Raw genomic sequence first — 25,976 nt, 5'->3', positions numbered from 1 at the left:
CCCATTTCCTTCTTAAAGTTTTTAGTTCATTCGATTATTGTAACCACCCTATTTAAAGTTAGTCATGATCCACGGTTATCTTCAAAATAGGAAAAGACCTATCCGGAATCCACCGGATAAGCCTTTACGTCTTAATTCTTTAATGATTCCCCATTACCTTGGACTTGGGAAAATGCGTGTTACTAGTTCACGGAACTCATCAGCGAATCCTGCAACGGGTTTTCCATTCTCAATATCATTCGCATACCCTTTCATTCTTTGAACAAAGTCCGGGTTTGTCGACACATAAACTTGGTCTACCGATGGATCGGCTCCCCTTACTGCATCAGCAACCTTTTCTTTAAGGTCATTGGAGATATCCTTATCCCCGCCGTCTTTCAATACTGCCCCTACATAGGCATTATTTTCAGTAACGATGACATTTGCGTTACTTACTTCCTTCAAGGCTTCGACTCGATTTGAGATATCCTTGGAGACCCTCATATCGTTTATGCCATTACCGTTATCAATATTGTTATTATTATCATTTTGCCTTGTGTCGCTTACTTTCATCGGATTATCTAAATTATCTTGATGGGTACGATTCAGGCCAAGATTTTCATTGGCACCTTCTTTATCATTAGAAGAACAGCCTGTAATCACTAATGCCATCATCGCACTTGATACCATCGCTTTATAATTCATATTCTTCACTCCTCTAAAATCGTTTAACATTACTATTTACGAGGAGAGGATAGATTATTCAGAAGAAGTGACCTTCAAGCCGATAATCCCCACCAAAATTAAACCGACGAATACCAAACGCATCGCATCCTTAGGCTCGTTAAATACGATGATGCCAACCAGCACAGCCCCAAGAGCCCCTATTCCGGTCCAAATTGCATACGCTGTTCCCATAGGCAGGGTTTTTATCGCCGATGATAAAAAATAAAAACTAATGACCATACCGGCAATCGTTATGATAGAAGGCAATAATTTCGTAAAATCCTCAGTATACTTTAAACTTGTCGCCCATACCACTTCAAATAATCCTGCAATCACCAATTGAATCCAAGCCATCTTTATCCCTCCAATTACAGAAAAAGCCCGAAAGGTCATAAATCATGACCTCCCGGGCTTTTTTCCCTCCGTGTACGCAGATTCCTGCGCGTTTCTCTTGGACCATTCCGGTAAAATTCAACCGAGGAACCCTTGAAACTTATTATTTCCATACTATATCATGTACATTTCAAATCGGTCAAACACTTATGCATCGCTTCTGTTTCTAAGCTTCCACTTGTCACCTTTTATTGAAAACCAAATATTTTTAAAGGGTTCAGGTATTTCTTTAGCCGCATCAACCGTATATTGTACGGCCTCTTTTTTATATTGAACATCTTCAGTGATTTCTTGCTGTGTCATGGCGAGTTGGTCCGTCTCCGATTTAATCTGGTCCGTTTTGGCCTGGATGCGTGTAACGGTTTCAGTCACATTTTCAATTGTCGGTTTGGAATCCTTAAATGTTTTAAAGGCAAAAAACGCTAAATAGATAATCGATCCGATAAAGAGGGCAAGACTAATATATACAATGATCACCTAGATTCCTCCTTTTCATTTACCTTTACTATACCCGTAATAATTGGGCAGAAAACGAATCCCCATGTATTTTCTTTTATGCCTGGTCATATTATTGATAGAAAAAGGAGGAATGAAAATGAATCAAATGCCTCTGCTTAAAGCCTGTTTTAAAGCTGGAATACACTTCATTAGACATATGACCATACAGCAGGCTGCCACTATTGCAGGAATCATTTTTTTAATCATTCATCCAGAAGTTTTCAGCCCCCTTTGGCTTACATTGGCAACCTCCGTCTTGATTCTGCTCCTGCTTTGATGATTATTAGTGACCTCCCGCACACTGGTTGAGTTTCGCTAACATCCCCATCCAGATCAGGAGAACACCGAAGATATGCAACAACATTCTTCTCTTGATCTTAGAAGAACGTTCCTGCACGGATCAAACCGCCATGGAGACTCGAACATTATTAGGATTGCTTCTATGCATATATCATACGGAAGTACATACGGTGGAAAACACTTTTTCCATTAACAGCTTAATCCACTCTTCTGAAATTAGGGGGATATCTGTTTAAGACAGCATTGAATTAAAAATGTGCACACTTGGATTTCGCCCTTACCGCTAATGGATTTCAAATGAACTATAAAGTTTAATCAATCGTTTGATTAAAAAGATATTTGACTAGAAACCCCTTGTGACAGCAGAACTTCCCTCCCCTTCATATATTGATTACACTACATTTACATTTTATCAAACGGAAAACTATTAGAAAATTGCAAAAAATATGTATAATTAGGCTATATTCATTAACTCTTAAGGAGGAATCATAGTCATGGATACTCTCATTCAACAGTTCAGGAATTTGCCCACCACGGCGATTTCTGATGCAATGGAAGGGTTGAGCAATCTGGAATCAGCGATTAAACCCTTAAAGGAAGAATTTTATATCGCTGGACGAGCTTTGACTGTACAGATGCCTGTCGGTGATAATTCAGCCGTGTTAAAAGCAATCGGACAAGCAAGGCCTGGGATATAATAGTCGTTGACAGCAAAGGTGATACATACCGGGCTATAGCAGGAGACTTCGTTGTCGGCATGATGCAGACCATGGAAATTGGCGGCCTCGTAGTAGATGGAGCCATTCGCGATCTTGAAGCCATTAAAGAGATGAATTTCCCTGTCTTCAGCAAAGGGACGGCGGTTGCCTCAAGCGGCAAGGCGGGGGTAGGTGAAACCAATATCCCCATTTCCTGTGGGGGTGTCACCGTATTTCCAGGGGACATTATCATAGGGGACATAGATGGAGTCGTGGTCGTGCCACAAGCCATGGGTGAAGAAATCCTTATAAAAGCAAAGGATAAAATCATGAAAGATGAACAGCGTGCTGAAAAATATGCAGGAAAGCCTGATGAAATAAGAAAGTATATTGCCATGATGACCAATAAAGCATGAGCTAACGCATAAAAAAAACAGGCAGGAAGCGATGGCTTCCTGCCTGTTCTTTTCATTAGCATTATTTATCGGTCTTATCTTCCTTTGAACCTTCTTCATCATATGTGTAATCATAATCAGTAGGGTCTATCGGTTTAAAACCATTTGGAGTATAGAAACGGAGTAAGTCACCGTTCACTACTTGGTCGGATAAATTGAGCATCGTTTCAGCTCTCTTTTTATAATTGAGGATGTCATCATTTTCCTCGACCAATTCCCCTGTTTTAGTATCGTAGTATTTACCTTTAATGGAAGTGACCTCCGGTGTAACAAAATCACCATTCCTGAAAGGTACCACTTCATTATGATCTTTTGACAATAAATCGGATCCGAATTGTACATAATCCTTAGATTCGATTCCTAACAGATGCAATAAAGTCGGGAGAAGGTCGATTTGTCCTCCGTATTGGTGCATTTCCCCGCCTTCAACACCCGGAACATGAATCAATAATGGTACACGTTGCAATTGGGCATTCTCAAATGCGCCAACATCTTTGCCAAGCACTTTTGACATGGCTTCTTTATGGTTTTCGGAAATACCATAGTGATCACCATACATAACGATTACCGAGTTATCATATAGACCAGATTTCTTCAAGTAAACGAAAAACTCTTTAAGCGCCTCATCGGCATAGCGTGCAGTCTGGAAGTAATTATCTACGGAAGCATCGCCTGTCGTTTGTTTACCGATCGTTGCTTTCTCCTGGTCCATGGCATATGGGAAATGATGAGATACTGTTATGAATTTTGTATAGAAAGGCTGTTTAAGCGTTTCTAACATTGGAATCGATTCTTTAAAGAAAGGCTTATCCATTAATCCATAACTTAGTACTTCCTCTTTATTTTCCATATTATAATGGCTTGCATCGAAGAACTGATTAAAACCAAGAGACTTATACATCTTATCCCGGTTCCAGAAAGATTTGTAATTACCATGGAACACAGCAGATGTGTATCCTTGTTGTCCTAAAATCGCTGGTGCTGCTTGATACGTATTTTGGGATCTGTTTGTGAATGCTGCCCCCTGTGGTAAACCGAACAGGGAATTTTCAAGCATGAATTCTGCATCCGCTGTTTTACCTTGGCCTACTTGATGGAAGAAATTATCAAAGTGCATGAAATCTGATTTATCATGTGCAAGTGAGTTTAGAAATGGAGTTACTTCTTCCCCATTCAATTTATAATCGATCAAGAAATTCTGCATGGATTCCAAATGCAGGTAGATAACATTCTTACCTTTGGCTGCACCAAAATATTCAGGGTTCGGTTCAGCACTTGTTGCCTTCGTATAGTTGACGACTTCAGCGATATCGGTGCTGTTTGCAGTCGCACGCTGGGCGTATGTTTTAGTATTCTGAACGGCATCATAAACCGTATAGTTGAACATGCCCAAATATTTGACGATATAGTTCCGATCGAATGTTCTTGATAATAATTGCGGGCGATCCTTTTCAGCAAGTCCCAAATTGATTGCGAAAATTGCAAGTCCCGCTAGGTAAACCAATCCAACTGTACGGCGTTTGACTTTGAAGTCTTCCACTTTAAAGCCTTTGAATCTGTACAACACGATCAAAAAGACGGTATCAAGGAAATAAAATACATCATGGCCTTTAAATAATTCTAAAATACTCGGCCCCAAATCCCCGGCATTTTGCACTTGCGTCAAGGTTGGCAATGTAATGAAATCGGTAAATGACCGATAGTATACAATATTGAAGAATAACCATAAGGACATCAATAGGTTCAACCTGATGATCCATTTAAACGATTTTTTGCCTCTAGCCAATAATGCCAAGCCAAAGAATAAAATGGCTGAACTAATCGGGTTTATGAACAGTAAGAACTGTTGCAAGCCATTTTCAATACCTAAGTTAAATTCAACTCGATATCCAATATAAGTTTTTATCGTAAACAAGACTACCGCAATAAAGAAAAAGCCTAGTATGTTATCTGCAAATAAATGCCGGCTTTTTTTTACAAAATTATTCATGCTTTCACCTCTATTAATCTAGTGGTTTATTTATATAAATTTTTACAAACTTACAAAAGACGGAAAATCAGAAACCTTATAATAGCATTCTTTCACTTGGATAGTCAAGATTATGAAAACCACCTTTTGTCACATCCATGACTCCTCAAATCCAGAACACTTCTTTAGCTTATGAACAAGCCTTTGAAAAAATAACAGAGTTTCACCCGTCCCGAATGTTTTAGCGCACCTATAACAAATATATAGGAACTCCATGTCTTAATCCAATAAATATCACCGTAACTTTTTGGGGTGACTGCGGGTGACAGTCACTAATTAATTTCACGTCCTTCAGGCTTTTACCATTATAAACGACTCTTTATAAAAAAACCAGTACATTACAAAATATGTAAGATATAAATCTTCAATTATTTAAAGCTATAGATATATCCAGGATTTATTTCCCGATAATTCGACAGTTAAAAATGGGTGGCCGGTTACATGGATGCATCTCTCCTCCGCACTTTTGATACCCCCTCCAAAATCCAGGCCTGCAAAAGTTTGACCCGTTTATCATTGCGTCCTGCCACACTAAAATCCCATAAACTAACAAATGGATTTCGCGTAATATCGACATCATTCCTCTCCGGCATATTTAATTAGCTTTTTTCAAATAATTTTCCCTGTAAGTGTTATCATATTGTGTTTATATTTTTACTTTCCAGGATAATTTTTATCATCCATAAAAGATTCAATTTACCAAAGTTCACTTAAATTACAATTTTAAAACCACTCCTGGAACCGGAAAGGATGCAAATGACATTATAATAGGAAGAAATTGAATTTTTCCATATCGGCTGAAGGGGTATATTCTTTCAATAGAAGCCCATATGACCATAGCAGCGATATCAGGCTTGAATATAGGTCTTGTCTTTTCCATTCCCCTTAATGGGGGTTGTGGCTCCTTATAAGCTTACCTGTGTTTTGTAAGAAATCTTTTCGTCCCCTTTGTTAGTATATTTGTTTCATCCAGCTTTATTATAAAAAATAAAAATCCTGCCCTCGATCGAGGACAGGATTCCTTATTTATATTACTTGATGCCTTCTGAAACTTCTTTAACCATAGCGTCAACAGATTCTAAACCGCCGCCTGATAAGTACCAGTAGTTAGGGTCTAGATAAATGATGTTACCTTCTTTAAATGCTTTTGTATTTTTCACAATGTCATTTTCAACAGTTTCTTTCGCTCTAGCTCCATCACCGGCAACCGCATCTCTATCTACAACGAATAGGTAATCAGGATTCTTTTCAGCAATGTATTCGAAAGAAATACTTTGACCATGTGTCGATACTTCCAATTTATCATCTACTGCAGGTACTCCGAATACATCATGGATGATTCCAAATCTTGAATCCGGTCCGTAAGCACTTACTTTTCCACCGCTAGAAAGAACGATTAAACCAGTTTTGTCAGTTGGGGCTTTCTCTTTCAAAGCATTGATGTTTTCTTCCACACTTGCCAATTGTTTAGCTGCTTCTTCTTCTTTATCGAAGATTTTACCCAAAAGCGTTACGTTTTCTTCAAAGGATTCCATATACTTTGTTGTATCTACACCTACAAAAACAGTAGGGGCAATTTTGCTTAATTCTTTATATGCTTCAGATTGACGGCCAGAAATAAGGATTAAGTCAGGAGCAATTTCGTTGATTTTTTCGAAGTCAGGCTCTTTTAATCCGCCGGCATTTTCAGTTGTACCTTCATATTTTGAAAGGTATTTTGGAAGGCCCTCATGAGGAACAGCTGCCACTTTTACACCCAATTTATCAAGAGTATCAAGAGCACCCATATCGAATACAACGACTTTTTCAGGGTTTGTTTTTACTTTCGTTTCCCCTAGTTTGTGCTTAACCGTAATTTCTTCGCTTTTAGCACTTTCCTTTTTCGCGCTTGATTCTTCTTTTTCCTTATCTGATCCACAAGCTACAGCCACTACAGCCAGCATTGCGACCAAAAGCAGTAAAGATAATTTCTTAATCATTATGGTCACCTCGAAAAAATTTTTTATTTAAAATTACATATTGAATCCTCACCTTCACAGAGTTCACCTTCATCACTTTCCCTGCCGTATGAACAGGAGGCGGCTAAAGTCTTGGGCGCCCGCCAACTCTTAGCTGCCTAAGAAGCGTATGAGGTGATTCCGGAACGGCTATGAATACTGAAGTAATTTAAAACCAAATGGAATTGTCTTACGTGAAGTACACACAGATCTTATTGTCATTGATGTTTTGGATTTCAATATCCATATCATAGATTTCCTTTAATACATTGGAATTGATGACTTGCTCGGTAGGTCCATTATGAACAACCTTGCCATCCTTCAATGCGACAATATAGTCGGAATAACAGGATGCAAAATTAATGTCATGAATGACAATGATGACTGTTTTCCCTAATTCATCGGCCAATCTCCTCAATACCTTCATGATTTGGACGGAATGCTTCATATCAAGATTGTTCAGGGGTTCATCAAGAAGTACATACTCCGTGTTCTGAGCAATAACCATGGCAATGAAGGCCCGCTGTTGCTGCCCGCCGCTAAGCTGGTCAAGAAACTTATCCTGCATGTCGGCAAGTTCCATATATTCAATCGCTTCATCGACGTATTTCCAATCCTCTTTGGTCAGCTTTCCTTGTGAATAAGGAAAACGGCCAAAGGCGACGAGTTCACGAATCGTTAAACGGATATTGATGTGGTTAGCCTGCTTTAAGATGGCAATCTTTTTCGCAAGTTCATTGCTATTGAATTTCCCCATATCCTTACCATCGATCAGTACTTCTCCCGAATCCCGGGAAATGAGACGGCTGATCATCGAAAGGACGGTACTTTTCCCCGCTCCATTGGGACCGATGAAGGATGTGATTTTCCCTTTCATTATTTCAATGGAAACATCCTCGACAACCGTTTTACTATTATATTTTTTGAATAAATTTTTCACTTCTACCATGATTTATTCTCCTTTAATAGAAGATAGATGAAATAGACACCGCCGACAAAGTTGATGATGACACTTAAGGTGGTGGAGAACGTAAAGATCCTCTCCACAATGAATTGGCCGCCGACCAGGGCAATCACACTGATCAGCATGGCACCCGGGATGATATGTTTATGCTGATAGGACTTTATGAATTGATATGCCACATTTGCAACAAGTAATCCGAGGAACGTGATCGGACCGATCAGGGCAGTCGAAATGGAGATTAAAACAGTAACGACGATTAAAACCCGCTTCGTGACAAAATCATAATCCACACCCAAGTTTATGGCTTGGTCCCTCCCCAGTGACATGACATCTAAATATTTCAAAAATCTCATGAAATATATCATTGCCGCTATCATGAGGATAATAGCTAACGTTAACAAGTCCGTGTTGACATTATTGAAGCTGGCGAACATTTTATTTTGAATGATTTGAAACTCATTCGGGTCAATCAATACCTGCATGAATGAAGACATGCTGCCGAATAAGGTTCCGAAAATGATACCAATCAGCAATAGGAAGTAAATATTGCGATTCTTCTTGAACATGAACTTGAACAGCAGGCTGGAAAAAATAAGCATGGCCGCAAGTGTGATCAGGAAATTGAGATTTTTATTCATGATCATGATATGCGTTGAACCGAAGAGGAAAATCACTCCCGTTTGGATCAGCATATACATGGAGTCCAACCCTAAAATGCTCGGTGTCAGGATTTTATTATTCGTGACCGTCTGGAAAATCACTGTTGAAAAAGCTATTGCACAACCAACCACGATGATGGCGATGATTTTTATGACCCTTCTCGGAAGTGCATAATCCCAATTCGGGCCAAGGTCCCAAAAGATATAACCTGCCGTTAAAGCTGCTGCAAGAACAGCCAATATAATGATCCTACTTTTATTATTCATATGCCTTTCTCCTCAGTATCAGATAGATAAATACGGCGCTTCCTATCACACCAACCACGAGTCCGATCGGGATTTCAAATGGATATATGAGGATCCTGCCCAGAATATCGCAGATCAATAGGAATACTGCCCCTAGCAATGCTGTATGAGAAAGACTCTTTTTCAAATTGTCACCAAGGTAAAGGGATACAATATTTGGTACGATCAATCCTATGAAAGGAATCGTTCCCACCGTTAACAAAACGACAGTGGAGGATAATGCCACGATGATCAACCCAAAATTGACTATCAGCTTATAATTGAGTCCTAGATTGATGGCAAACTCCTCACCCATCCCTGCCACAGTGAATTTATTGGCAAAGAAGTATGCGAGAATGACTAGAGGGATACTTACATATATAAGTTCGTACCTTCCCGACATGATCATCGAGAAATCTCCATTCATCCATGTGTTGAGGCTTTGAATCAAATCATATTTATAAGCAAAGAAAGTCGAGATGGATCCGACGATATTACCAAACATCAATCCAACCAATGGGATGAAAATCGTATCCTTATATTTCACTTGATCAAGAATTTTCATGAACAAGAAGGTACCTGCCAAAGCGAATATGAAAGCGAATGCCATTTTCTCAATAAGTGCTGCCGATGGAAAAATGATAATGGCAAGAAGAAGTCCAAGCCTTGCAGAATCCATGGTTCCGGCAGTCGTCGGGGATACAAATTTATTGCGGCTCAATTGCTGCATGATCAGACCGCTTATACTCATCACAATACCGGAAATGACTATGGTCACCATTCTGGGGAAACGGCTTTGCAGCATGATTTGCACTTTATCATCACTTAAATCCAATAAATCCAGGGGGGTAATATCTTTTACACCAATGAATAATGACGTAAATGATAAAACAATTAACGCCATGACTAAATATCTTATCTTCATCTACATTTCCTACTCTTCCTATCTCAGTTAATACAGCGATAATATTTTTAATTAAATATATTTGAATGAAGACTATCGCAAAGTCACCTATTGAAATGGAAATCATGAAGTCGCAATAGTTACAAGGTTTTCCCATTCGTGATAATGAGATTCATTATCACTTAATCTAATTCTATCATTTATCAGACATGTGTCAATATATACAAGTGAATTACTTTGATATTCTCCGGATAGTCATATTGTAATGAATTTGGGTGGACCAATCATGCATTTCGTTACAGGAAGTGATAAAATCTAAATAACAAATATTTACTCTTCCGATGAAAGAAGCGATATGATGAAAAACTTGCTATCCAAAGTGTTCTCAAAAAAGGCGAAAATCCAGATTGAATTTTGCCAAAATAATCTTGACCGCTTCCTTAATGAACAAACAGTTGCTGATTATGGTAAGTTCTTAACGAATCCAAGGATTCAATATAAGGAATATGAATGTTTGAGTGAGTGTAAACTTTGTAAGAAAACCCCCTATGCGAAAGTGAACGGCCACGTATTGAGTGGTAAAGATTCACAGGATCTTTTAAATAAGTTACATGATGAATTGAAATGATACGGGCCAAGCAAATTGCTTGATCCGTATCATTTTGACTTTCCACCTGTAATTATACAGAATACAGGTGATGAACATCTATTAAAGGGAATTGCGAATTAAATCATTAATCTAGTCGTTACTTCCTGTTTTTCACTATTTCCTACGTTTTCACTGTATTAATAGTTTAATATATGATAATTTATGGAAAAAGATAGACAGGAGGACGTCCATGAAAAAAATCATTCCTACCATCGTATCAGCCGTAACACTAAGTCTTGTCACTGGATTGCCTGGCCCCATAGCCGAAGCAGAAGAATTCACCCCTTATTATGGAAATGGTCCAAGCTACATTCAACCAGATAACCTCTCCCACCTTTTCCCTGACCCTAATGTATCTTTCAACACCCCTGCCTTTAAACAAAACAAGATCGCCTTTACGAGCCAGGAAGAAATGTTGGATCATATCAAGTCCCTCTCCCATAAATACAAGAACATCCAGTTCAAGACGATAGGTAAATCCACAGAAGGGCGCGACATCCCGATGCTTCTTTTCAGCAAGGATTCAAAAAGACCGAATAAGGGTTCACAAAAACCATTGATTTGGATTCAAGGTCAAATCCATGGCAATGAGCCCGCTTCAGGTGAATCAACATTAGTCCTTGCACAATGGCTGGCTGAAGGCAAGCTTGGTGATGTCCTCGATAAAGTGAATGTTGCCATCGTTCCTCGCGTCAATCCTGATGGCTCTTATTATTTCAAACGATTTACCGCAAATGATATGGATGCGAATAGGGACTACTTGAAAGTGGAGTATCCTGAAGTACAGACGATTCATCAGGCAATCGATGATTATGAACCGGAAGTCATTTTGGATGTACATGAATATACAGTGAATCCCGCCCCCCTGAAAAAAGTGGGAGCAAATGGATCGATCGCTTCCTATGATTTACTCATCTCCTCAGCCAAGAATTTAAATATTCCCAAACAGCTTCGAAAAGCTTCCGATGAACTGCTTTTACCTAATGTTTTTAAAGCATTGGAAAAAGAAAAGCTTTCCTACCACGATTACTATACACTGGCTACTTCTGATGATGGAGTCCTTACTGCCACAGAAGGAAGCACAGAAGCCCGGATTGGCCGAAACGCCCTCGGTTTGAAAAATACAATGACCTATTTAATTGAAACGAGGGGAATCAATATCGGCCGTACGGATTTTAAACGACGTGTTTTTGCACAAGCTACAGCTCAGGCAGCATTCGTCAAGACGACAGCCGAACAGGCCAGTAAAGTTATTAAGGCCGTAAAACAGGCAGAAACTGAAGTCGTGCAAAAAGGGCGAAAAGCAAATGATAACGATAAAATTGTCATCACCAGTGAAAATAAATTGGTTAAGGATCAAAAATTGACAGTAGTCGATTTAGCGAAAGCTAAAATGGCCGATGCCTCCATCGATTGGCTGGATTCTACCGATGCCTACCCTACCCTTGTTAGAGATCGTCCGACAGCCTATATCCTTCCACCGGAATATAAAAATATCGCAAAGAAACTTCAGCTGTTGGGAGTAGAAGTTAAAAAATTAAAAAAACCTATGAAAATAGCTGTTGAAAGCTATTTGGTCAAGGATTTAAACGTTTCCGCTGAACTGGAAAGCGGACATTCCACAAGGGAAGTCACGACCACCGTTTCTTCAACAACTCGGGATTTCCCAAAAGGAAGCTATGTTTTCGACATGGCCCAGCCTGATGCCAACTTCATCTCCCTTGCACTCGAACCTGAAGGCATTGACAGCTATGTGACATTCAATTTCATCCCGGCTGACAAAGGAAAAGAACTGCCGGTTTACCGTTATATGCAGCCATCTTCCTTACCAGTTAAATGATGCATAGTATTTAAATGACGCTTTGGCAGCCTTCATTGCCAAAGCGATTTTAGTTTCCACCCTCCTTTATTCTGGGACGATGCGCCTGACATGATTTCTTGAATGCGGCGATAAGTTTTGAATATACATATAAACGGAAAATGTGTTTTTAGAGGAGGAAAGTCATTGAACCAACATGTACAAATGGAAATCAATCGCCTTGTTCATCGCTTGAAACGAGACCAATCCGCTGATGGTTCGTGGAATTATCCCTTTGATACCGGGATAACGGCAGATGCCTATATGATCATATTATTGAAAATTTTAGATTTGGAAGATGCTCCTCTTATAGAGGCTTTAGTAAAAAGAATCGAAAGCAGGCAAACGCAAAACGGTTCATGGAAACTTTTCCAAGACGAGAAGGACGGCAATGTTACGGTTACGATCGAGGCTTATTATGGCCTTCTTTTTAGCGGACTCCGCAATAAGAACGATCCCCATATGAGGAAAGCCAAACAATTCATTCTTTCCAAGGGTGGCATCAAACAGGCCAAAATGTTAACGAAAATGATGCTTACTGTCACCGGACAATATCAATGGCCGCGCCTATTCCCCATTCCACTCGAAGTGGTCTTACTTCCTCCGACCTTTTTCGTCAGCATTTATGATCTTTCCGTATATGGGCGGGTCAACATGATTCCATTGCTATTGCTTGGCCATAAAAAGTTTCAGCTCAAAACCCCGGACACGCCAAGTGTAAAAGAATTATTTCAAACAAGGGAGGACCTTTCCGAAGAACATGTATGGGAAGAGTATCGTACCGAAGAATATCGTTCCTTCTTCTCCAAACTTCAAACAGGCGTCAAAACTTTGATTGGTTATCCTGATTATTTACATTCCTTAGCCTTGGATTCAACGAAAAGGTTCATGCTCGACAGGCTGGAACCAGACGGGACACTGTACAATTATTTCGGTTCTACCTTTTTCATGATCTTTGCCCTCCTTTCAATTGGATATTCGAAAAGAGATCCAGTGATTCTAAAGGCCATTGCCGGTCTGAAGGGGATGGCCTGCTCCATTAAGGGGCACACACATATCCAGTTCACGACGCCCCATGTTTGGAATACCTCCTTAATAAGCTACGCCCTTCAAGAAGCGGGCATACCTTCCAAAGACCCAACGGTTAAGGCCGCCAATCAGTACTTACTGTCACGCCAGCATTATATGTATGGAGATTGGCTGATCCATAATCCTAACGCGATTCCAGGCGGCTGGGGGTTCTCGGATTTCAATACCATGAATCCGGATGTCGATGATACGACCGCCTCACTGCGGGCGCTGGCTAAGCAACTGCAAGCAAAACCGGATAATCGGGACAGCTGGCAGCGCGGTGTCTCCTTCACGATATCCATGCAAAATGATGATGGTGGATTTCCAGCCTTCGAACGGAATAATGACCATAAATGGCTGCACCTTCTACCTATAGAGGGTTCGAAATATCTCCTGACTGACCCTTCTACCGCTGATTTGACAGGAAGAACGCTGGAATTCCTGGGGAACTATACAAATATGAAGAAGCCGGAAGAAGTCAGTAAAAGAGCGGTGGATTGGCTATTGGAAGACCAGAAGCGTGACGGCTCCTGGTATGGGCGCTGGGGCATCTGCTATCTATATGGCACATGGTCTGCACTGACCGGCATGAAGGCAGCAGGGCAAGCCACTGGACATCCATCCATCCAAAAAGCCTTAACTTGGTTGAAGAAAATTCAAAATGAAGATGGTGGCTGGGGTGAATCTTGTTACAGTGATATCAAGCAACGATATATCCCCCTCGAAGAAAGTACACTGACACATACAGCTTGGGCTGTGGATGCGTTGATATCGGCATCCGAAAAGCCGACAGCCGAAATTGAAAAAGGCATTGCCTATCTCATCCGTGCAGGTCAACAAGACAGCTGGACCAATGATTATCCTGCAGGCCAGGGAATGGCAGATTTTTTGTATATCCATTATCATAGCTATCGCTATATTTATCCCCTTTTAGCCTTAAGTCATTACAATAAAAAATTCTTGAATACTTAATCGCCAGTGTTTTTTTATCATATAAAGGTGAATATGTGGATTACCTGTGGAAAAGTAGTGAATAACACCGGAAAGTTATCCACAATCCGAGGTTATCCACATTCATTTATCCGTAAATGTGCTAAATGCAAGAATTTCCCGTCATATTTGTTGATTAATTCATTTCGGATATGTAAGAATGACTTGTTTTATCCAGGCTTTGTGGATAGTCTGGGGATGATCACTATCATGTGAAAACTTTATCCAGTTTATCACTATAAAATTCTATGGCCTTAGCATAAGATTGTATTTCTCGATCCTTAGAGGTTTCGGCAATTATCTTCAATAAAGACTCCATTGCAAGATCGTGTTGGCCCAAATTATAAAAAGCCATGGCCCTGAATACGAATAAAGCCTTATCCTCAGGAAACTTCGCCAGCCCCGATTCCAATGTCTGTCTTGATTTTTCATATTCCCCTATGGTGCGATATGTGCTCCCCAATCCTATGTATGCCCCTTTTGCATCCTCATTTGGCAAACCTAATTTGAGTGCCGCTTCATAATAGGGCACCGCCTTTACCTCAAGTCCGAGAATATCCAAACTCCAGGCACACTGATACTGTATGACTGCATCGCCGGGATTTTGCTTTGCCAAATCCATCAATAATCGATTGGATTCTTTGAATTCTTTCTTTCCCCTTAATGACAGTGCCTTTCCCAAATCTCCCATTTCCATTCCTCCATCGTATAAGATTCCTTATTGCCCCTATTCGCGATTCCTTTTTTAATTCCTTTATAACCGCAAATATTTTCAGGGTGTCATCATCTATACGGTAGTTTCTTCCCCCATCCGCCTCTTCATCTAAGGGAAGTTTCTTCTTTTCCCCTAATTTCGCTTAAGATTCATTATGGCAATAAAAAAAAGGATTTGCCACTCGGCAAATCCTTTCATGCACCTCAGTTCATGATCATTCTTAGATCACAGATTACCAACGATTAATCATCCAACTGGTTTTTCAATACTTTCCCCGTGGTGGCATCCACCACTACATCATATTCCTTTTGTCCTTGTTTTATTTCCAGCTCGTACACAAGGGTGCCATTCTCCGATTCCAGCTCTGCGTCCGTTACTTGACCATCCACCGCTTTCAAAGCAATTTTTTCGGCTTGATCCCTGCTGATTTTTGCAGTTTCCGCCGCTTGTTGTGTGCTCAGATCGTCATCGTCACCGTCTTCCATTTCCTGAGAAAGAATCTCTCCGTTTTCAGCATCAACGTCAACGTCTTGATAGCCTTCTTTCGTTTTAACGGTCATCTCATAGGTCATCGGCTGGTCCCATTCCTTTTCAAATTGAATAACTTCCCCGCCTAGTTTTTCTGAAATCATCTTGACAGCCTCATCCTCGGATAGGTTACCCTTATTGACTGCATATACCGCCGTTCCAGCAGCGCCGCCGAAAAGTAAAACGGAGGCCATGGACACCGTCATGATTACCTTTTTCCTTTGAATGATACCTTCTTTAATCGTACTCCACTGTTTTTTCATGAATGAATTCCTCCTTTAAGTTGTTACCTTAATAATAAGCATCCTTCATGAAACGAACATGAGCGTTAGATTAGAATTTGATGAGAAAGAGTAATCGTCACCAACGTTCCCTCTCCCACTTCGCTTTGAATCTCCAATTTACCTTCGAATGACTCGACCAGCGTCCGGGCGATGGAAAGCCCGAGTCCATTGCCTCCCGTTTTCCTTGCCCTTGATGAATCCACGCGATAAAAACGTTCAAATACATGTGGGAGATGTTCCGGTGATATCCCTGCACCGTGATCTTTCACACCGATGAAAATTTCATCGGCCTTCCGTTTTATCATGATCTGTATACTTGATTCACTATATTTCATAGCATTGTCCAATAGGATGACAATCACCTGTTCAAGCTTACAGGAAATGGTCATTGCATAGATTTCCTTAAACTCTGATTCTATCGTTATTTCACGATTCCCCGTCCTTCTGAATGTTTGGGCAATCCCTTCACAAAACGAAATAAGTTCTATTTTCCCTTCCACATCTGCTGAAGGTTCCGTTTGGGAAGCAGACTGCAGAAGATGTTCCGTCAGCTTTTTCATCCGGACGGCTTCATGATGGATTGCCTCCACGGCCTCTTCCTGAATCGCCTCATCCTTCATTCCCCAGCGTTTCAATAGAGAGGAGTAGCTTTCTATGACCGTAATCGGTGTTTTCAATTCATGTGAAGCATCTGAAAGGAATTGCTGCTGTTGGTTATAATTAAGCTCCAGCCTTTCTATCATCCTGTTGAATGCCACTCCCATCACCTGCAGCTCGTCCTTTGATTGATTCGATAGCGGTATATGTTTGAATTCTCCGCTTTTCTCAATATCCTTCATCGTTCCGCTCATGATCGATATCGGTTTGAGGATCAGGTTGGCCAGCCACTTACCGGCAAGAATGGATAAAAGAATGACAAAAAGGGATGCACCTCCTAAAACGAGGGCAAGCGTCGATAAATTATCAAGGAGGGTATCCTGCGGCTGTGTGACCTCGATCATCCCTAGCTTCTTCCCTTCATCAGGATAAGGATAACGGTAGGTCAATACATATTCCCCGTCTGCTTTGGTAAAATCATATCCTTTCTCGTTAATGGCTTTAACCGCAAGCCCCTCAAGGTCTTCTTCATCGGTAAATGATTTTACCAACCTTCCATCAGTGCCGAATATCCGCACCATCCCATCGTCCGGGATATACGGTTCCATTAAATCGGGATCACCGGTAAGCAAATCTTTCGTCAGGATATTTTCTTCAATTAATGAAGCTTGATCTTCAAGCAGATCGCGTTCCCTCTCTACCGATATCCAAAGGAAGGCGATTAAAACGATGATACTCAACAATATAAGCATGACGCTTAAAAAAAGACTGGAATACGTTTGGATTTTCGTCCGGATCTTCATACTGGCTCCTTCAAGCTGTAACCTACACCGCGGTAAGTATGTATGAGCTGCAGCTCAAAGGGATAATCTATTTTTTTGCGTAAATAACGGATATACACATCGACCACATTCGTATCCCCTGCAAAATCATATCCCCATACATGTGTCAGGATTTGCTCCCTCGAAAGTACTTGATTTTTATTTTGCAAAAGATAAACCAGCAAATCGAACTCGCGGGAAGTCAGCTCAATCCTTTTGCCTTGCCTGTGAATGTCCCTTGTACCAAGGTTCAGCTTCAAATCATGGATCTTTAGTTCATCCACTTCCCCTTCTGATTGGCGCTCCCTTACATTGGTACGGAAACAAGCACGGATCCGTGCAAGCAGCTCTTCAATTTCAAACGGTTTCGTTACATAATCATTTGCACCATGGTCAAGGCCATTCACCTTGTCTGGCACAGCATCCCTTGCGGTTAGAAGGATGACCGGTGTCGATCCATTCTTTTTCCGGTAACGCCTAAGTACTTCTATGCCATTTAGCTCGGGCAGCATCACATCCAATAAGATTAAATCCCACTCTTCGGCTTCTGCCCTTTCCAGCCCTGCCTTTCCGGTAAATGCCGATTCTGTTTGATAACCCTCATGATTAAGTTCCAGCTGAAGAACCCTCGCAATTTTTTCTTCATCTTCTATAATTAAAATTCTTTTATTCATGATCATCACCACCTACCCCTTAGTGTACTGAAGAAATATGAAAATATCATGAGAAATTGAAACCTTCGCATGAAAATCCCATGAAATAATGAATTTGATTTTTGTGCCTTTAAAAGGCAATAAAAAGAACCGGATGTGAAAACACACCCGATCCATTTCATTCACCGTTCCAATGCTGGTCAATGAATTCATCGCGTCCCGATTTCGCACGGTCCGCTTTATAATCATCTTTGTTTTTTTTATGATAGCCTTGATGGTATTCTTCGGCAGGATAAAAGGTTTGGGCCGGAAGGATTTCCGTTACGATGGGTTTCTGGAACTTCCCGCTGGCTGCTACCTTTTCTTTCGCTTCAAGAGCCAGTTTTTCTTGAGCTTCCTCATGATAGAAGATGGCCGTCCGATATTGGCTTCCTCTGTCATGGAATTGACCGCCATCGTCGGTTGGATCAATTTGCTGCCAATATAGTTCCAGCAATCTTTCATAAGGAAATAACTGAGGATCGAAAGTGATTTCCACGACTTCATAATGTCCCGTAGTTCCCGTCTTCACTTCCTCGTAAGTCGGGTTTTCTATATGCCCTCCCGTATAACCGGATACGATTCCCCCAATCCCCGGTTGTTCTTCAAATGGTGTCACCATGCACCAAAAACAGCCTCCAGCAAATGTAGCCTTTTGCATAATGGTCATCCCCTTTCCTATATGTAATAAAAATTACTATACCATATTCCAATCCTGACACTGTGCTTTTTAGATTTGCGAAACCGCCATTAAATGCTCCAAAAAAGATTGACCTTTTGATCAATCTTTTGACCAGCCCTTTTCCTTGAATTTTACAATCGCTTCAACGCGGTTGCTTACATCCAATTTATCAAGGATGACCGATATATAATTACGAACCGTTCCATTAGTCAGATAAAGCTGGCTTGCGATTTCTTTTGTGGTCTTACCATCCGCGATCAATTTGAGCACTTGGCACTCTCGTTCAGTCAAAGGGTTTTCTTCTTCGAAAGCCATATCCACCAGCTCAGGAGCATAAACGCGCCGCCCATCCATGATGACACGGATCGAGTTCGCCAGTTCATCACTTGGGCTATCCTTCAGCAGATATCCGCCTACCTCTGCCTTTCTGGCTCTTTCAAAATACCCAGGACGTGCAAAAGTGGTCAAAATGATGACTTTGCATTGGTGGCCCTGATCCTTGATCTCCTCCGCTACGTCGAGTCCGGTTTTAACTGGCATTTCAATATCGGTTATGCAGATATCCGGCTTTAATTGATTGACGAGATTCATTGCTTCTTCCCCATTGCTCGCTTTTCCTACAACTTCCATGTCACTTTCCAAATCAAGGATGGAACCTAGCGCGCCAAGCAGCAACCGCTGATCTTCGGCAATTACGATTCGAATCAATGTCAATCCCTCCTATCCATTATTTTTTATAGCATTCGGAACCCTTATATAAAGTGTCGTTCCATCTGTTGATTGAATATCAAGGCTGCCATTAACGAATTCGAGCCTTTCTTTCATTCCTTGAAGCCCATTGCCTTTAAAAAACTCTGCTCTATGTGAAAGCCCCACGCCATTATCCTGCACTGTGATCGTCACTCCTGTTTGTATTTCATCGATGACGATATGACAGCAATCGGCACCGCTATGTTTGACGATATTGGTCACAGCTTCTTTCAAGCACATGCTCAAAACCGTTTCAACAAGCAATGGGGTATCTTGCAATTCCGTGGTGCCTTCCAATTTGAATTCTATCTCTGCCGCTTTCAATATTTGCTTGACCCGGATGATTTCATCGCTAAGCTTAGCGCCGCGCATTTCCGACACCATTTCACGTACTTCCTTGAGTGCCGTCCTAGCCGTTTGACGAATATCCTTGATTTCCTTCTTGGCCGACTCCGGATTCAAATCGATCAATTTCCCTGCAAGGTCACTTTTCAAGCCAATCAAAGACAGTTTTTGTCCAAGTGTATCATGTAAATCACGGGCAATCCTCTGACGTTCTTCCATTTTGCCAAGCTCTGATATTCTTTTATGTGCGTCCTCCAATTGTTCTTCCAGCCTGCCCCGTTTATTCCGATTATATGTGTTGAATGGGAGTAGGATCACGCCTACCACACAAATGAGCATAAAGGGAAATTGCGAAAAGAAAGTGGGGTCTTTCATGATGAATCCAATATTGACAGACACGATGGTAGCTAATAGCTGGATCGAATATAATACGAAAAAACCAACCTTATTTTGAACATTCCCTATAAAGAATGCTAAAAAAAGTGAAAAGTAAATGTAGCTGAAAAATATGGTCATGGATATGGATATGACTATTTGTATCGCCGTCCATACGTACACGGGCCATCCCTTCGAAACGAATGAGAGCCCATATGATATGAAAAACAAAATGATCATCACGATTCCAAAGACTATCTCCAACATCGAAGAAGATTTGAAAATGAAATAAAAAGGTAGGATACAAAAAATGATCCAGACATAAGGGCTCAGCCCTGTGTTTTTCGGAAAGATATGATACCAACTTTGCATGGCGCCGCCTCTATTTCTTTTTACCCTAGTATATACTAAGGAGTTTCATCAAAAAACCACCCAATGGAAATTGAATGGTTTTTGATGAACTATTTATTTTTCTTGAAGACTTGGACGTTTATTATTGATTTCCACCTTATTTTTTGTTTCATTTAGACGTTCCTTAATCTCTTTAAAACTTACAAACGTCTTGTTTTCTTCATCATATAGGCGGAAGCGAAGTGATTTTAAACTTGAACTAATGGTGATTGTCGTTGCCTGCTGCAAAGGCAGGGTGGAATCATGGACTTTTTCCAGATTATAGTTTGGCACTCTTGGACTAAGATGATGCACGTGGTGAAAACCGATATTACCGGTTACCCATTGCAAAACCTTTGGAAGTTTATAATAAGAACTTCCATCAATGGCAGCCTTCACGTAATCCCATTCCGATTCCTCTTCGAAATAAGAATCTTCGAACTGATGCTGTACATAAAACAGCCAGATGCCCAGTGATCCCGTTACAAAAAGCATCGGTACCTGAATCATCAGGAATGCCTGCCATCCGATAGCCAAGCATAAAAGACCATAAATTGCCACGATTGCGGCATTTGTCAAATACGTATTCATCCGTTCTTTCTTTTTAGCGCCCTTTTTATTCAGACGGTTCGATACAAGAAATAGATAAAATGGACCTAATCCAAACATGACGATCGGATTTCTATATAAACGGTAAGCCAGACGCCCCCAGAATGAAGCGGCGATATATTCATCAACGGTCATGATCCAAATATCTCCTGTACCGCGTTTGTTTAAATTACTGCTCGTTGCATGATGTATGGAGTGGCTATGCTTCCATTGCTCATACGGAAATAATGTAACGATTCCACTGATTGTACCCAGGATGCTATTCGCTTTCCTGCTTTTGAAAAACGATTGATGACAGCAATCATGGAAAATGATGAAAATCCTGACTACGAATCCTGAAGCCAGGACGGCAAATAAAAGGGTCAGCCCGTATGAAATGGTTAAGCTTTGATAAGCTAAAAACCATAACAGGAAAAATGGCGGAAATGTATTTATGAGCTGTTTCACGCTTGATTTAGTATTGGATTTTTCAAAAGGGGCAATATCTTTTCTCAATTGTTTTTGATTATGATTATGATGACTCATGATTTCCTCCTCATAATATATAGGAATGGGTGTTTAAATGGATTGGTTATGCTTCCATTTCTTCTTTAATTATAGGAATAATAACCGATTTTCTATAGTCATAAACGTCAATTCCCTGCCATGACACTTGTCATATACTTGTCTGCTTCAACACTTTCACACCTATTTTTTCCTCTTTCATCATTTTTACCCTTCAAAAAAAACGATGACTTCCAATCAATCTGATTCCAAGAAAATGCCTGACATTCATTCGATCAAATAAAAAAAAAGATCCGCCGGCTTGGCGAACCCATTTATAACTTGATGGCATACACCCGTTCAGGACGTCCTACCGTACCATATGTTAAATCGGCATCAATTTTTTCCTCTGACATCAAGTGCTCCAGATAACGCCTTGCTGTTGTCCTGCTCACCCCGATTTCCTTTGCCACTATTTCGGCCGTTAACCCAGGGGAGGATTTCCCCAACACAGCCATCACCTTCTCCAAAGTCATCCGATCGATCCCTTTTGGCAGTGAAGACTGTTCCCTCTCTTTTTCTTTCATTTCCTTTCGCAAAAGCTTATCAACCTGTTGCTGCGTTACGGGAAAATTGCCCTTTTCCAATTCTGATAGTTTAATGTGATACTCTTGATATCTGTGTAAGGACTGCTTGAAACGTTCAAATGCCACAGGCTTGATAATATAATCAAATATGCCGATCTTGATGGCTTCCTGGACTTTTTCGATTTCTTTAGCCGCCGTTATCATAATGACATCCATTTGTTTGCTTTGCTGCTTGATTTCTTTCAGGATATCGAGCCCATTCATATCCGGGAAATACATGTCGAGCAGCAATAGATCCGGCTGCATGATTTCAATGAAGCTTTTAGCTTCGTCATAGCTTGAGGCGATCCCGATCGTTTGAAAACCCTCAAGCTTTTCGATGAATAGCTTTTGTATCTCAGCAATCCGCAGGTCATCTTCTACGATTAAAACTTCTATATCGCGATTCGCCATCATGAAATCACCCCTCTGTTTTTTGGCAGTGCTACAGTAAAAATCGTATATTCCCCTTCTTTCGTCGAAAAAGTGATATACCCCCCTAATCCTTCTATCGCTTCCTGAACAAGGCTCAAACCTATACCTGAATTGGTTTGATGGCTTTTCGTCGTAAAGCCGTTCTGGAAAATCAGTTCGGTAACATCTGAATTCATCCCTTTTCCATTATCTTCAACCTCTATGATCAACTCTTTACCCAAGTCCGTGACGAACAACGATACCCTTTTTTCCTCCCTATCGTTTTCCCGTACAGCATCGAAGGCATTATTGATGAGGTTGCCGATGATCGTCACTAATAAATCCCGATCTATTTCTGACGGAATATCTTTAAAACTGCTCTCTCTATCAATTGTAAAATCAATTTTCAGCTCGCTCGCTAAACTTACCTTCCCTAAGATGAACCCAGCAATAATCGGATCAGGTATTTCCTTCATTAGAAAGTGAATGAAACCTTGGGTGACATCGACTTCCTTCGATATGAAATCCATCGCTTCTTTATATGAACCGAGTTGAATCAGGCCTAGCAAAGTATAGAGCCGATTCGAATATTCATGTGTCTGGGCCCTCAGCCCTTCTGCATATGCCTTTACATGTGACAGTTCCTGAAGGAGATTGGATAGTTCGGATTTATTCCTCAAACTTGCAACAGCGCCGATGACTTCTCCGTGTTTATTTAAAATGGGAATGCGGCTAGCCAAAAAAATCTCACCGTCAATCATAAATTCCTGATCATATTCTGCCTGTGCTGTGCTGACTACATCAAGCAGATGTGTATGTGTAATGACTTCTTCAATTTTTCTCCCGCGAAGCTCAACATCTTTAGGAATATGAAGGAATTTATGCGCCGTCTCATTGACAACCGTAATTTTCCCATGAACATCAATGGCGATGATTCCTTCATGAATCGACTCCAAAATGGCATGTTTCTCTTGAAACATCCAAGCAATCTCTTTCGGCTCCAGCCCTAATATCGCCTTTTTTATATTGAATGAAATGAAAAATGCTATCAATAAACCGCCGATTAATATAAAAGAGATGATCCAGACGATCTTTCTTTGTATACTGGACACTTCTTTTTCAATATCATCCTGAAGGTAGCCAACAGAGACGACGCCAATGACTTTTTCATTTGCGATTATCGGGGATTTCCCCCTTATGGAAGGACCCAATGTCCCAGTGGACTCCGTGATGATGGATTTCCCATCCCACACTTCGGCGTTATCTCCCCCTACCATTTTCCTCCCGATCATGTCGGGATTTGGATGGGACAGCCGTGTTTCATTCTTATCGCCTATTACTATGAATTCCGCATCGATCTGCCTGCGAATCCTTTCCGCGATGGGCTGGATGATTACAGAGGGATTATCCGTTCGAAAAGCTTGTTTAATTTCAGGCAGCAAAGAAATGGTCTGGGCAACAGACAATGCTTTTTCCCCTGTTTCCTGCTTCAGGTTATTTTCCAGGATATTTATAAAAATAACTTCAAAGATTCCACCCATTAAGATGATTAACGTACAGATGCCCAGCATCAACTTGGTGTGTAAACGCATTCAATCACCTCTACTTACATCATATAAAAAAAAAACCCTTTAAAAAAGGAGTTTTTTCACAACATTCAGAAAATGCGGGTTAACCTTCAATATTGATGACAACATCCTTCCCTCTCTTCTTAAGCAAAACAGGAATGAGCAGCCATAATGCCGTTATGATCAGGAATGTCAGCGAAAGCGGCCGAGTGAAAAACAAACTGTAATCCCCATCGGATATCGTCAAGGCCCTGCGCATATTATTTTCTATCATCGGTCCTAAAACCAACCCTAATACCAATGGGGCGATTGGATAATCATTTTTACTTAAGAAATATCCCAAGACCCCGCATCCTAATAATAGCAATAAGTCATAAGTCGATACTTGTACAGCATAAACGCCAAAAATGGAAATCGCGATAATGATCGGAATCAAATATTTCTTTGGCGTTTCAATGATTTTCGCAAAAACCTTAACGAGCGGGAGATTAAGGATCAGCAGCATCAGATTCCCGATGAACATACTGGCGATAAGTCCCCAAGCCACCTGAGGATGGTCCTCGAATAATAATGGACCTGGCTGAACATTGTACATCATGAGCGCACCCATTAAAATCGCCGTTGTACCGGAACCCGGAATTCCCAGTGTCAATAATGGAATCATCGCTCCGCCAGATGCCGCATTATTGGCCGTTTCAGGTCCAGCCACCCCAGCGATCGCCCCTGTACCAAATCTCCAGGGTTTTTTTGAAATCCGTTTTTCCATAAGATATGAGAAGAAAGAAGCAAGCGTTGCCCCTGCACCCGGCAAGATCCCTACAAAGAAACCTAAGAGCGACCCCCTCACGATGGGACCCGCGGATTCCTTGAATTCTTCTTTGGAAGGAATCAAATTTTTGATCTTTGCAATTTCCCCGTCATCCTCTTCTTTTTCCAAGATTGTCTTGAATACTTCTCCAAGTGCGAATAGACCGACTGCTATCGTCAGGAATTCGACCCCTTGATACAGCCAAGGAATGTCGAAAGTAAAACGGGCGATCCCGGATACATTATCGATGCCTATCGTCCCGATCAACAAACCGCAAACCGTCATGATCAGTGCCTTGGTTACGGATTTTCCCGCAAGGCCGCTGACGGCCGCCAACCCTAGAAGCATGAGCGAAAAATACTCGGCCGGACCGAATTTGATGGCAATCGTCGATAATGGCTGAGCCAAGGCAATCATGGCGATAAGGGTGACGATCCCTCCGACGAAGGAACCGATTGCCGAAATGGATAAAGCACTCCCGGCCCTTCCCTTCTTCGCCATTTGGTAACCATCCAATGTGGTGACGACAGAAGAAGATTCGCCAGGTGTATTCAATAGGATTGAAGTTGTCGACCCTCCATACATCGCTCCATAATAAACACCTGCAAGTAAAATGATGGCGCTTGTGGCTGCTTGCTCTGGTGGAAGTCCCCCTGTAATCGAAGCGGTTACCGGAATCAAAAGAGCCACGCCGCTCATCGGCCCGATTCCCGGCAAAACGCCGACAGCCGTACCGATCAATACCCCGACAAATGCAAAAAGGATGTTATACCAAGTTAGTGCCGTTTCAAATCCATGCATTAAATAATCAAAAGTGCCCACTTCCCATCCCCC

General features: G+C 41.1%; 23 protein-coding genes, 1 pseudogene and 1 riboswitch. Of the genes and pseudogenes, 5 read left to right on the top strand and 19 right to left on the bottom strand.

Annotated elements, in window-relative coordinates:
• Positions 1-153: 153 nt before the first annotated feature.
• The 3 genes from ACFX4I_RS02530 to ACFX4I_RS02520 all read right to left on the bottom strand — a co-directional run bounded on the left by ACFX4I_RS02530 (position 154) and on the right by ACFX4I_RS02520 (position 1,575).
• The gene (locus tag ACFX4I_RS02530) at positions 154-684 is read right to left on the bottom strand and encodes a YhcN/YlaJ family sporulation lipoprotein (RefSeq protein ID WP_230300547.1); all 531 of its coding nucleotides are present in this window, start codon (positions 682-684) and stop codon (positions 154-156) included.
• A 54-nt stretch (positions 685-738) separates the two neighbouring features.
• Positions 739-1,059 (bottom strand): quaternary ammonium compound efflux SMR transporter SugE, encoded by a 321-nt coding sequence (sugE, locus tag ACFX4I_RS02525; RefSeq protein ID WP_377418952.1) that lies wholly within the window; start codon positions 1,057-1,059, stop codon positions 739-741.
• 47 nt (positions 1,060-1,106) lie between these two features.
• Positions 1,107-1,205: riboswitch (guanidine-I (ykkC/yxkD leader) on the bottom strand.
• A 40-nt stretch (positions 1,206-1,245) separates the two neighbouring features.
• Positions 1,246-1,575, bottom strand: a complete 330-nt coding sequence (locus ACFX4I_RS02520) for a DUF948 domain-containing protein (protein ID WP_098371506.1) — start codon at positions 1,573-1,575, stop codon at positions 1,246-1,248.
• Positions 1,576-1,693: 118 nt separating this feature from the next.
• Between ACFX4I_RS02520 and ACFX4I_RS02515 the strand changes: the two genes are divergently transcribed.
• Together ACFX4I_RS02515 and ACFX4I_RS02510 are read left to right on the top strand one after the other, a co-directional pair.
• The gene (locus ACFX4I_RS02515; RefSeq protein ID WP_034310080.1) at positions 1,694-1,873 is read left to right on the top strand and encodes a hypothetical protein; all 180 of its coding nucleotides are present in this window, start codon (positions 1,694-1,696) and stop codon (positions 1,871-1,873) included.
• A gap of 517 nt (positions 1,874-2,390) precedes the next feature.
• Positions 2,391-3,010, top strand: a pseudogene (locus tag ACFX4I_RS02510) (RraA family protein).
• A 61-nt stretch (positions 3,011-3,071) separates the two neighbouring features.
• Here the strand turns inward: ACFX4I_RS02510 and ltaS are convergent.
• The 5 genes from ltaS to ACFX4I_RS02485 form a co-directional block, all read right to left on the bottom strand.
• Positions 3,072-5,039, bottom strand: coding sequence for a lipoteichoic acid synthase (ltaS, locus tag ACFX4I_RS02505; protein ID WP_377418949.1), 1,968 nt, complete (start codon positions 5,037-5,039; stop codon positions 3,072-3,074).
• A gap of 1,070 nt (positions 5,040-6,109) precedes the next feature.
• Positions 6,110-7,054, bottom strand: coding sequence for a siderophore ABC transporter substrate-binding protein (locus ACFX4I_RS02500; RefSeq protein ID WP_230300586.1), 945 nt, complete (start codon positions 7,052-7,054; stop codon positions 6,110-6,112).
• A gap of 211 nt (positions 7,055-7,265) precedes the next feature.
• Positions 7,266-8,024 (bottom strand): iron ABC transporter ATP-binding protein, encoded by a 759-nt coding sequence (locus ACFX4I_RS02495; protein WP_230300549.1) that lies wholly within the window; start codon positions 8,022-8,024, stop codon positions 7,266-7,268.
• Complete coding sequence (locus ACFX4I_RS02490) at positions 8,018-8,965, bottom strand: iron chelate uptake ABC transporter family permease subunit (RefSeq protein WP_230300550.1); 948 nt, start codon at positions 8,963-8,965, stop codon at positions 8,018-8,020. The genes ACFX4I_RS02495 and ACFX4I_RS02490 overlap by 7 nt, the downstream gene beginning before the upstream one ends.
• Positions 8,958-9,908 (bottom strand): ABC transporter permease, encoded by a 951-nt coding sequence (locus ACFX4I_RS02485; protein WP_230300551.1) that lies wholly within the window; start codon positions 9,906-9,908, stop codon positions 8,958-8,960. The genes ACFX4I_RS02490 and ACFX4I_RS02485 overlap by 8 nt, the downstream gene beginning before the upstream one ends.
• A 337-nt stretch (positions 9,909-10,245) precedes the next feature.
• Here ACFX4I_RS02485 and ACFX4I_RS02480 point away from each other — a divergent pair, with 337 nt between their 5' ends.
• The 3 genes from ACFX4I_RS02480 (at position 10,246) to shc (ending at position 14,437) form a co-directional block, all read left to right on the top strand.
• Positions 10,246-10,515 (top strand): DUF1450 domain-containing protein, encoded by a 270-nt coding sequence (locus ACFX4I_RS02480; protein WP_309519673.1) that lies wholly within the window; start codon positions 10,246-10,248, stop codon positions 10,513-10,515.
• Positions 10,516-10,726: 211 nt separating this feature from the next.
• Entirely contained in the window at positions 10,727-12,376 is a 1,650-nt protein-coding gene (locus ACFX4I_RS02475) for a M14 family metallopeptidase (protein ID WP_377418944.1), read from the top strand.
• 165 nt (positions 12,377-12,541) lie between these two features.
• Positions 12,542-14,437, top strand: a complete 1,896-nt coding sequence (gene shc / locus ACFX4I_RS02470) for a squalene--hopene cyclase (RefSeq protein WP_377418941.1) — start codon at positions 12,542-12,544, stop codon at positions 14,435-14,437.
• A 226-nt stretch (positions 14,438-14,663) separates the two neighbouring features.
• On the opposite strand, the gene ACFX4I_RS02465 is transcribed toward shc, so the two are convergent.
• The 11 genes from ACFX4I_RS02465 to ACFX4I_RS02415 all read right to left on the bottom strand — a co-directional run bounded on the left by ACFX4I_RS02465 (position 14,664) and on the right by ACFX4I_RS02415 (position 25,964).
• Positions 14,664-15,146, bottom strand: a complete 483-nt coding sequence (locus ACFX4I_RS02465) for a tetratricopeptide repeat protein (RefSeq protein ID WP_377418938.1) — start codon at positions 15,144-15,146, stop codon at positions 14,664-14,666.
• A 266-nt stretch (positions 15,147-15,412) separates the two neighbouring features.
• Positions 15,413-15,961: a PepSY domain-containing protein gene (locus tag ACFX4I_RS02460; RefSeq protein WP_230300556.1), complete on the bottom strand. Its 549-nt coding sequence runs from the start codon at positions 15,959-15,961 to the stop codon at positions 15,413-15,415.
• Between the two features lie 65 nt (positions 15,962-16,026).
• Complete coding sequence (locus ACFX4I_RS02455) at positions 16,027-17,382, bottom strand: sensor histidine kinase (protein ID WP_377418935.1); 1,356 nt, start codon at positions 17,380-17,382, stop codon at positions 16,027-16,029.
• Positions 17,379-18,074, bottom strand: coding sequence for a response regulator transcription factor (locus ACFX4I_RS02450; RefSeq protein WP_214791301.1), 696 nt, complete (start codon positions 18,072-18,074; stop codon positions 17,379-17,381). The genes ACFX4I_RS02455 and ACFX4I_RS02450 overlap by 4 nt, the downstream gene beginning before the upstream one ends.
• A gap of 157 nt (positions 18,075-18,231) precedes the next feature.
• Positions 18,232-18,753 (bottom strand): peptide-methionine (S)-S-oxide reductase MsrA, encoded by a 522-nt coding sequence (msrA, locus tag ACFX4I_RS02445; protein ID WP_230300558.1) that lies wholly within the window; start codon positions 18,751-18,753, stop codon positions 18,232-18,234.
• A 120-nt stretch (positions 18,754-18,873) separates the two neighbouring features.
• The gene (locus ACFX4I_RS02440; protein ID WP_230300559.1) at positions 18,874-19,482 is read right to left on the bottom strand and encodes a response regulator transcription factor; all 609 of its coding nucleotides are present in this window, start codon (positions 19,480-19,482) and stop codon (positions 18,874-18,876) included.
• Positions 19,483-19,494: 12 nt separating this feature from the next.
• Positions 19,495-20,616 carry a sensor histidine kinase gene (locus ACFX4I_RS02435; RefSeq protein ID WP_377418930.1) on the bottom strand — a complete coding sequence of 374 codons (1,122 nt, stop codon included), beginning with the start codon at positions 20,614-20,616 and terminating at the stop codon, positions 19,495-19,497.
• A gap of 93 nt (positions 20,617-20,709) precedes the next feature.
• Positions 20,710-21,768: a Delta(5) desaturase DesA gene (gene desA, locus ACFX4I_RS02430; RefSeq protein ID WP_377418927.1), complete on the bottom strand. Its 1,059-nt coding sequence runs from the start codon at positions 21,766-21,768 to the stop codon at positions 20,710-20,712.
• A 293-nt stretch (positions 21,769-22,061) separates the two neighbouring features.
• On the bottom strand, positions 22,062-22,769 hold the full coding sequence (locus ACFX4I_RS02425) for a response regulator (RefSeq protein ID WP_230300562.1): 708 nt from the start codon (positions 22,767-22,769) through the stop codon (positions 22,062-22,064).
• Positions 22,766-24,358 carry an ATP-binding protein gene (locus ACFX4I_RS02420; RefSeq protein ID WP_377418925.1) on the bottom strand — a complete coding sequence of 531 codons (1,593 nt, stop codon included), beginning with the start codon at positions 24,356-24,358 and terminating at the stop codon, positions 22,766-22,768. The genes ACFX4I_RS02425 and ACFX4I_RS02420 overlap by 4 nt, the downstream gene beginning before the upstream one ends.
• Before the next feature lie 79 nt (positions 24,359-24,437).
• Positions 24,438-25,964 (bottom strand): tripartite tricarboxylate transporter permease, encoded by a 1,527-nt coding sequence (locus tag ACFX4I_RS02415; protein ID WP_230300564.1) that lies wholly within the window; start codon positions 25,962-25,964, stop codon positions 24,438-24,440.
• Between the last annotated feature and the right edge of the window lie 12 nt (positions 25,965-25,976).

The organism is Peribacillus sp. YIM B13472, assembly GCF_042788005.1.
GTDB classification, from domain to species: domain Bacteria; phylum Bacillota; class Bacilli; order Bacillales; family DSM-1321; genus Peribacillus; species Peribacillus simplex_E.
This window is presented reverse-complemented; position numbering and strand designations above follow the sequence as displayed.

What these genes read in the sequence shown, in the direction of transcription:
- ACFX4I_RS02455 (WP_377418935.1), bottom strand. Translation starts at nt 17,382, where the DNA reads ATGAAGATCCGGACGAAAATCCAAACGTATTCCAGTCTTTTTTTAAGC.
- ACFX4I_RS02475 (WP_377418944.1), top strand. Translation starts at nt 10,727, where the DNA reads ATGAAAAAAATCATTCCTACCATCGTATCAGCCGTAACACTAAGTCTT.
- ltaS (WP_377418949.1), bottom strand. Translation starts at nt 5,039, where the DNA reads ATGAATAATTTTGTAAAAAAAAGCCGGCATTTATTTGCAGATAACATA.
- ACFX4I_RS02480 (WP_309519673.1), top strand. Translation starts at nt 10,246, where the DNA reads ATGAAAAACTTGCTATCCAAAGTGTTCTCAAAAAAGGCGAAAATCCAG.
- ACFX4I_RS02425 (WP_230300562.1), bottom strand. Translation starts at nt 22,769, where the DNA reads ATGATGGCGAATCGCGATATAGAAGTTTTAATCGTAGAAGATGACCTG.
- ACFX4I_RS02485 (WP_230300551.1), bottom strand. Translation starts at nt 9,908, where the DNA reads ATGAAGATAAGATATTTAGTCATGGCGTTAATTGTTTTATCATTTACG.
- ACFX4I_RS02460 (WP_230300556.1), bottom strand. Translation starts at nt 15,961, where the DNA reads ATGAAAAAACAGTGGAGTACGATTAAAGAAGGTATCATTCAAAGGAAA.
- ACFX4I_RS02420 (WP_377418925.1), bottom strand. Translation starts at nt 24,358, where the DNA reads ATGCGTTTACACACCAAGTTGATGCTGGGCATCTGTACGTTAATCATC.
- ACFX4I_RS02435 (WP_377418930.1), bottom strand. Translation starts at nt 20,616, where the DNA reads ATGCAAAGTTGGTATCATATCTTTCCGAAAAACACAGGGCTGAGCCCT.
- msrA (WP_230300558.1), bottom strand. Translation starts at nt 18,753, where the DNA reads ATGCAAAAGGCTACATTTGCTGGAGGCTGTTTTTGGTGCATGGTGACA.
- ACFX4I_RS02515 (WP_034310080.1), top strand. Translation starts at nt 1,694, where the DNA reads ATGAATCAAATGCCTCTGCTTAAAGCCTGTTTTAAAGCTGGAATACAC.
- ACFX4I_RS02490 (WP_230300550.1), bottom strand. Translation starts at nt 8,965, where the DNA reads ATGAATAATAAAAGTAGGATCATTATATTGGCTGTTCTTGCAGCAGCT.
- ACFX4I_RS02450 (WP_214791301.1), bottom strand. Translation starts at nt 18,074, where the DNA reads ATGAATAAAAGAATTTTAATTATAGAAGATGAAGAAAAAATTGCGAGG.
- ACFX4I_RS02495 (WP_230300549.1), bottom strand. Translation starts at nt 8,024, where the DNA reads ATGGTAGAAGTGAAAAATTTATTCAAAAAATATAATAGTAAAACGGTT.
- ACFX4I_RS02465 (WP_377418938.1), bottom strand. Translation starts at nt 15,146, where the DNA reads ATGGGAGATTTGGGAAAGGCACTGTCATTAAGGGGAAAGAAAGAATTC.
- ACFX4I_RS02530 (WP_230300547.1), bottom strand. Translation starts at nt 684, where the DNA reads ATGAATTATAAAGCGATGGTATCAAGTGCGATGATGGCATTAGTGATT.
- sugE (WP_377418952.1), bottom strand. Translation starts at nt 1,059, where the DNA reads ATGGCTTGGATTCAATTGGTGATTGCAGGATTATTTGAAGTGGTATGG.
- desA (WP_377418927.1), bottom strand. Translation starts at nt 21,768, where the DNA reads ATGAGTCATCATAATCATAATCAAAAACAATTGAGAAAAGATATTGCC.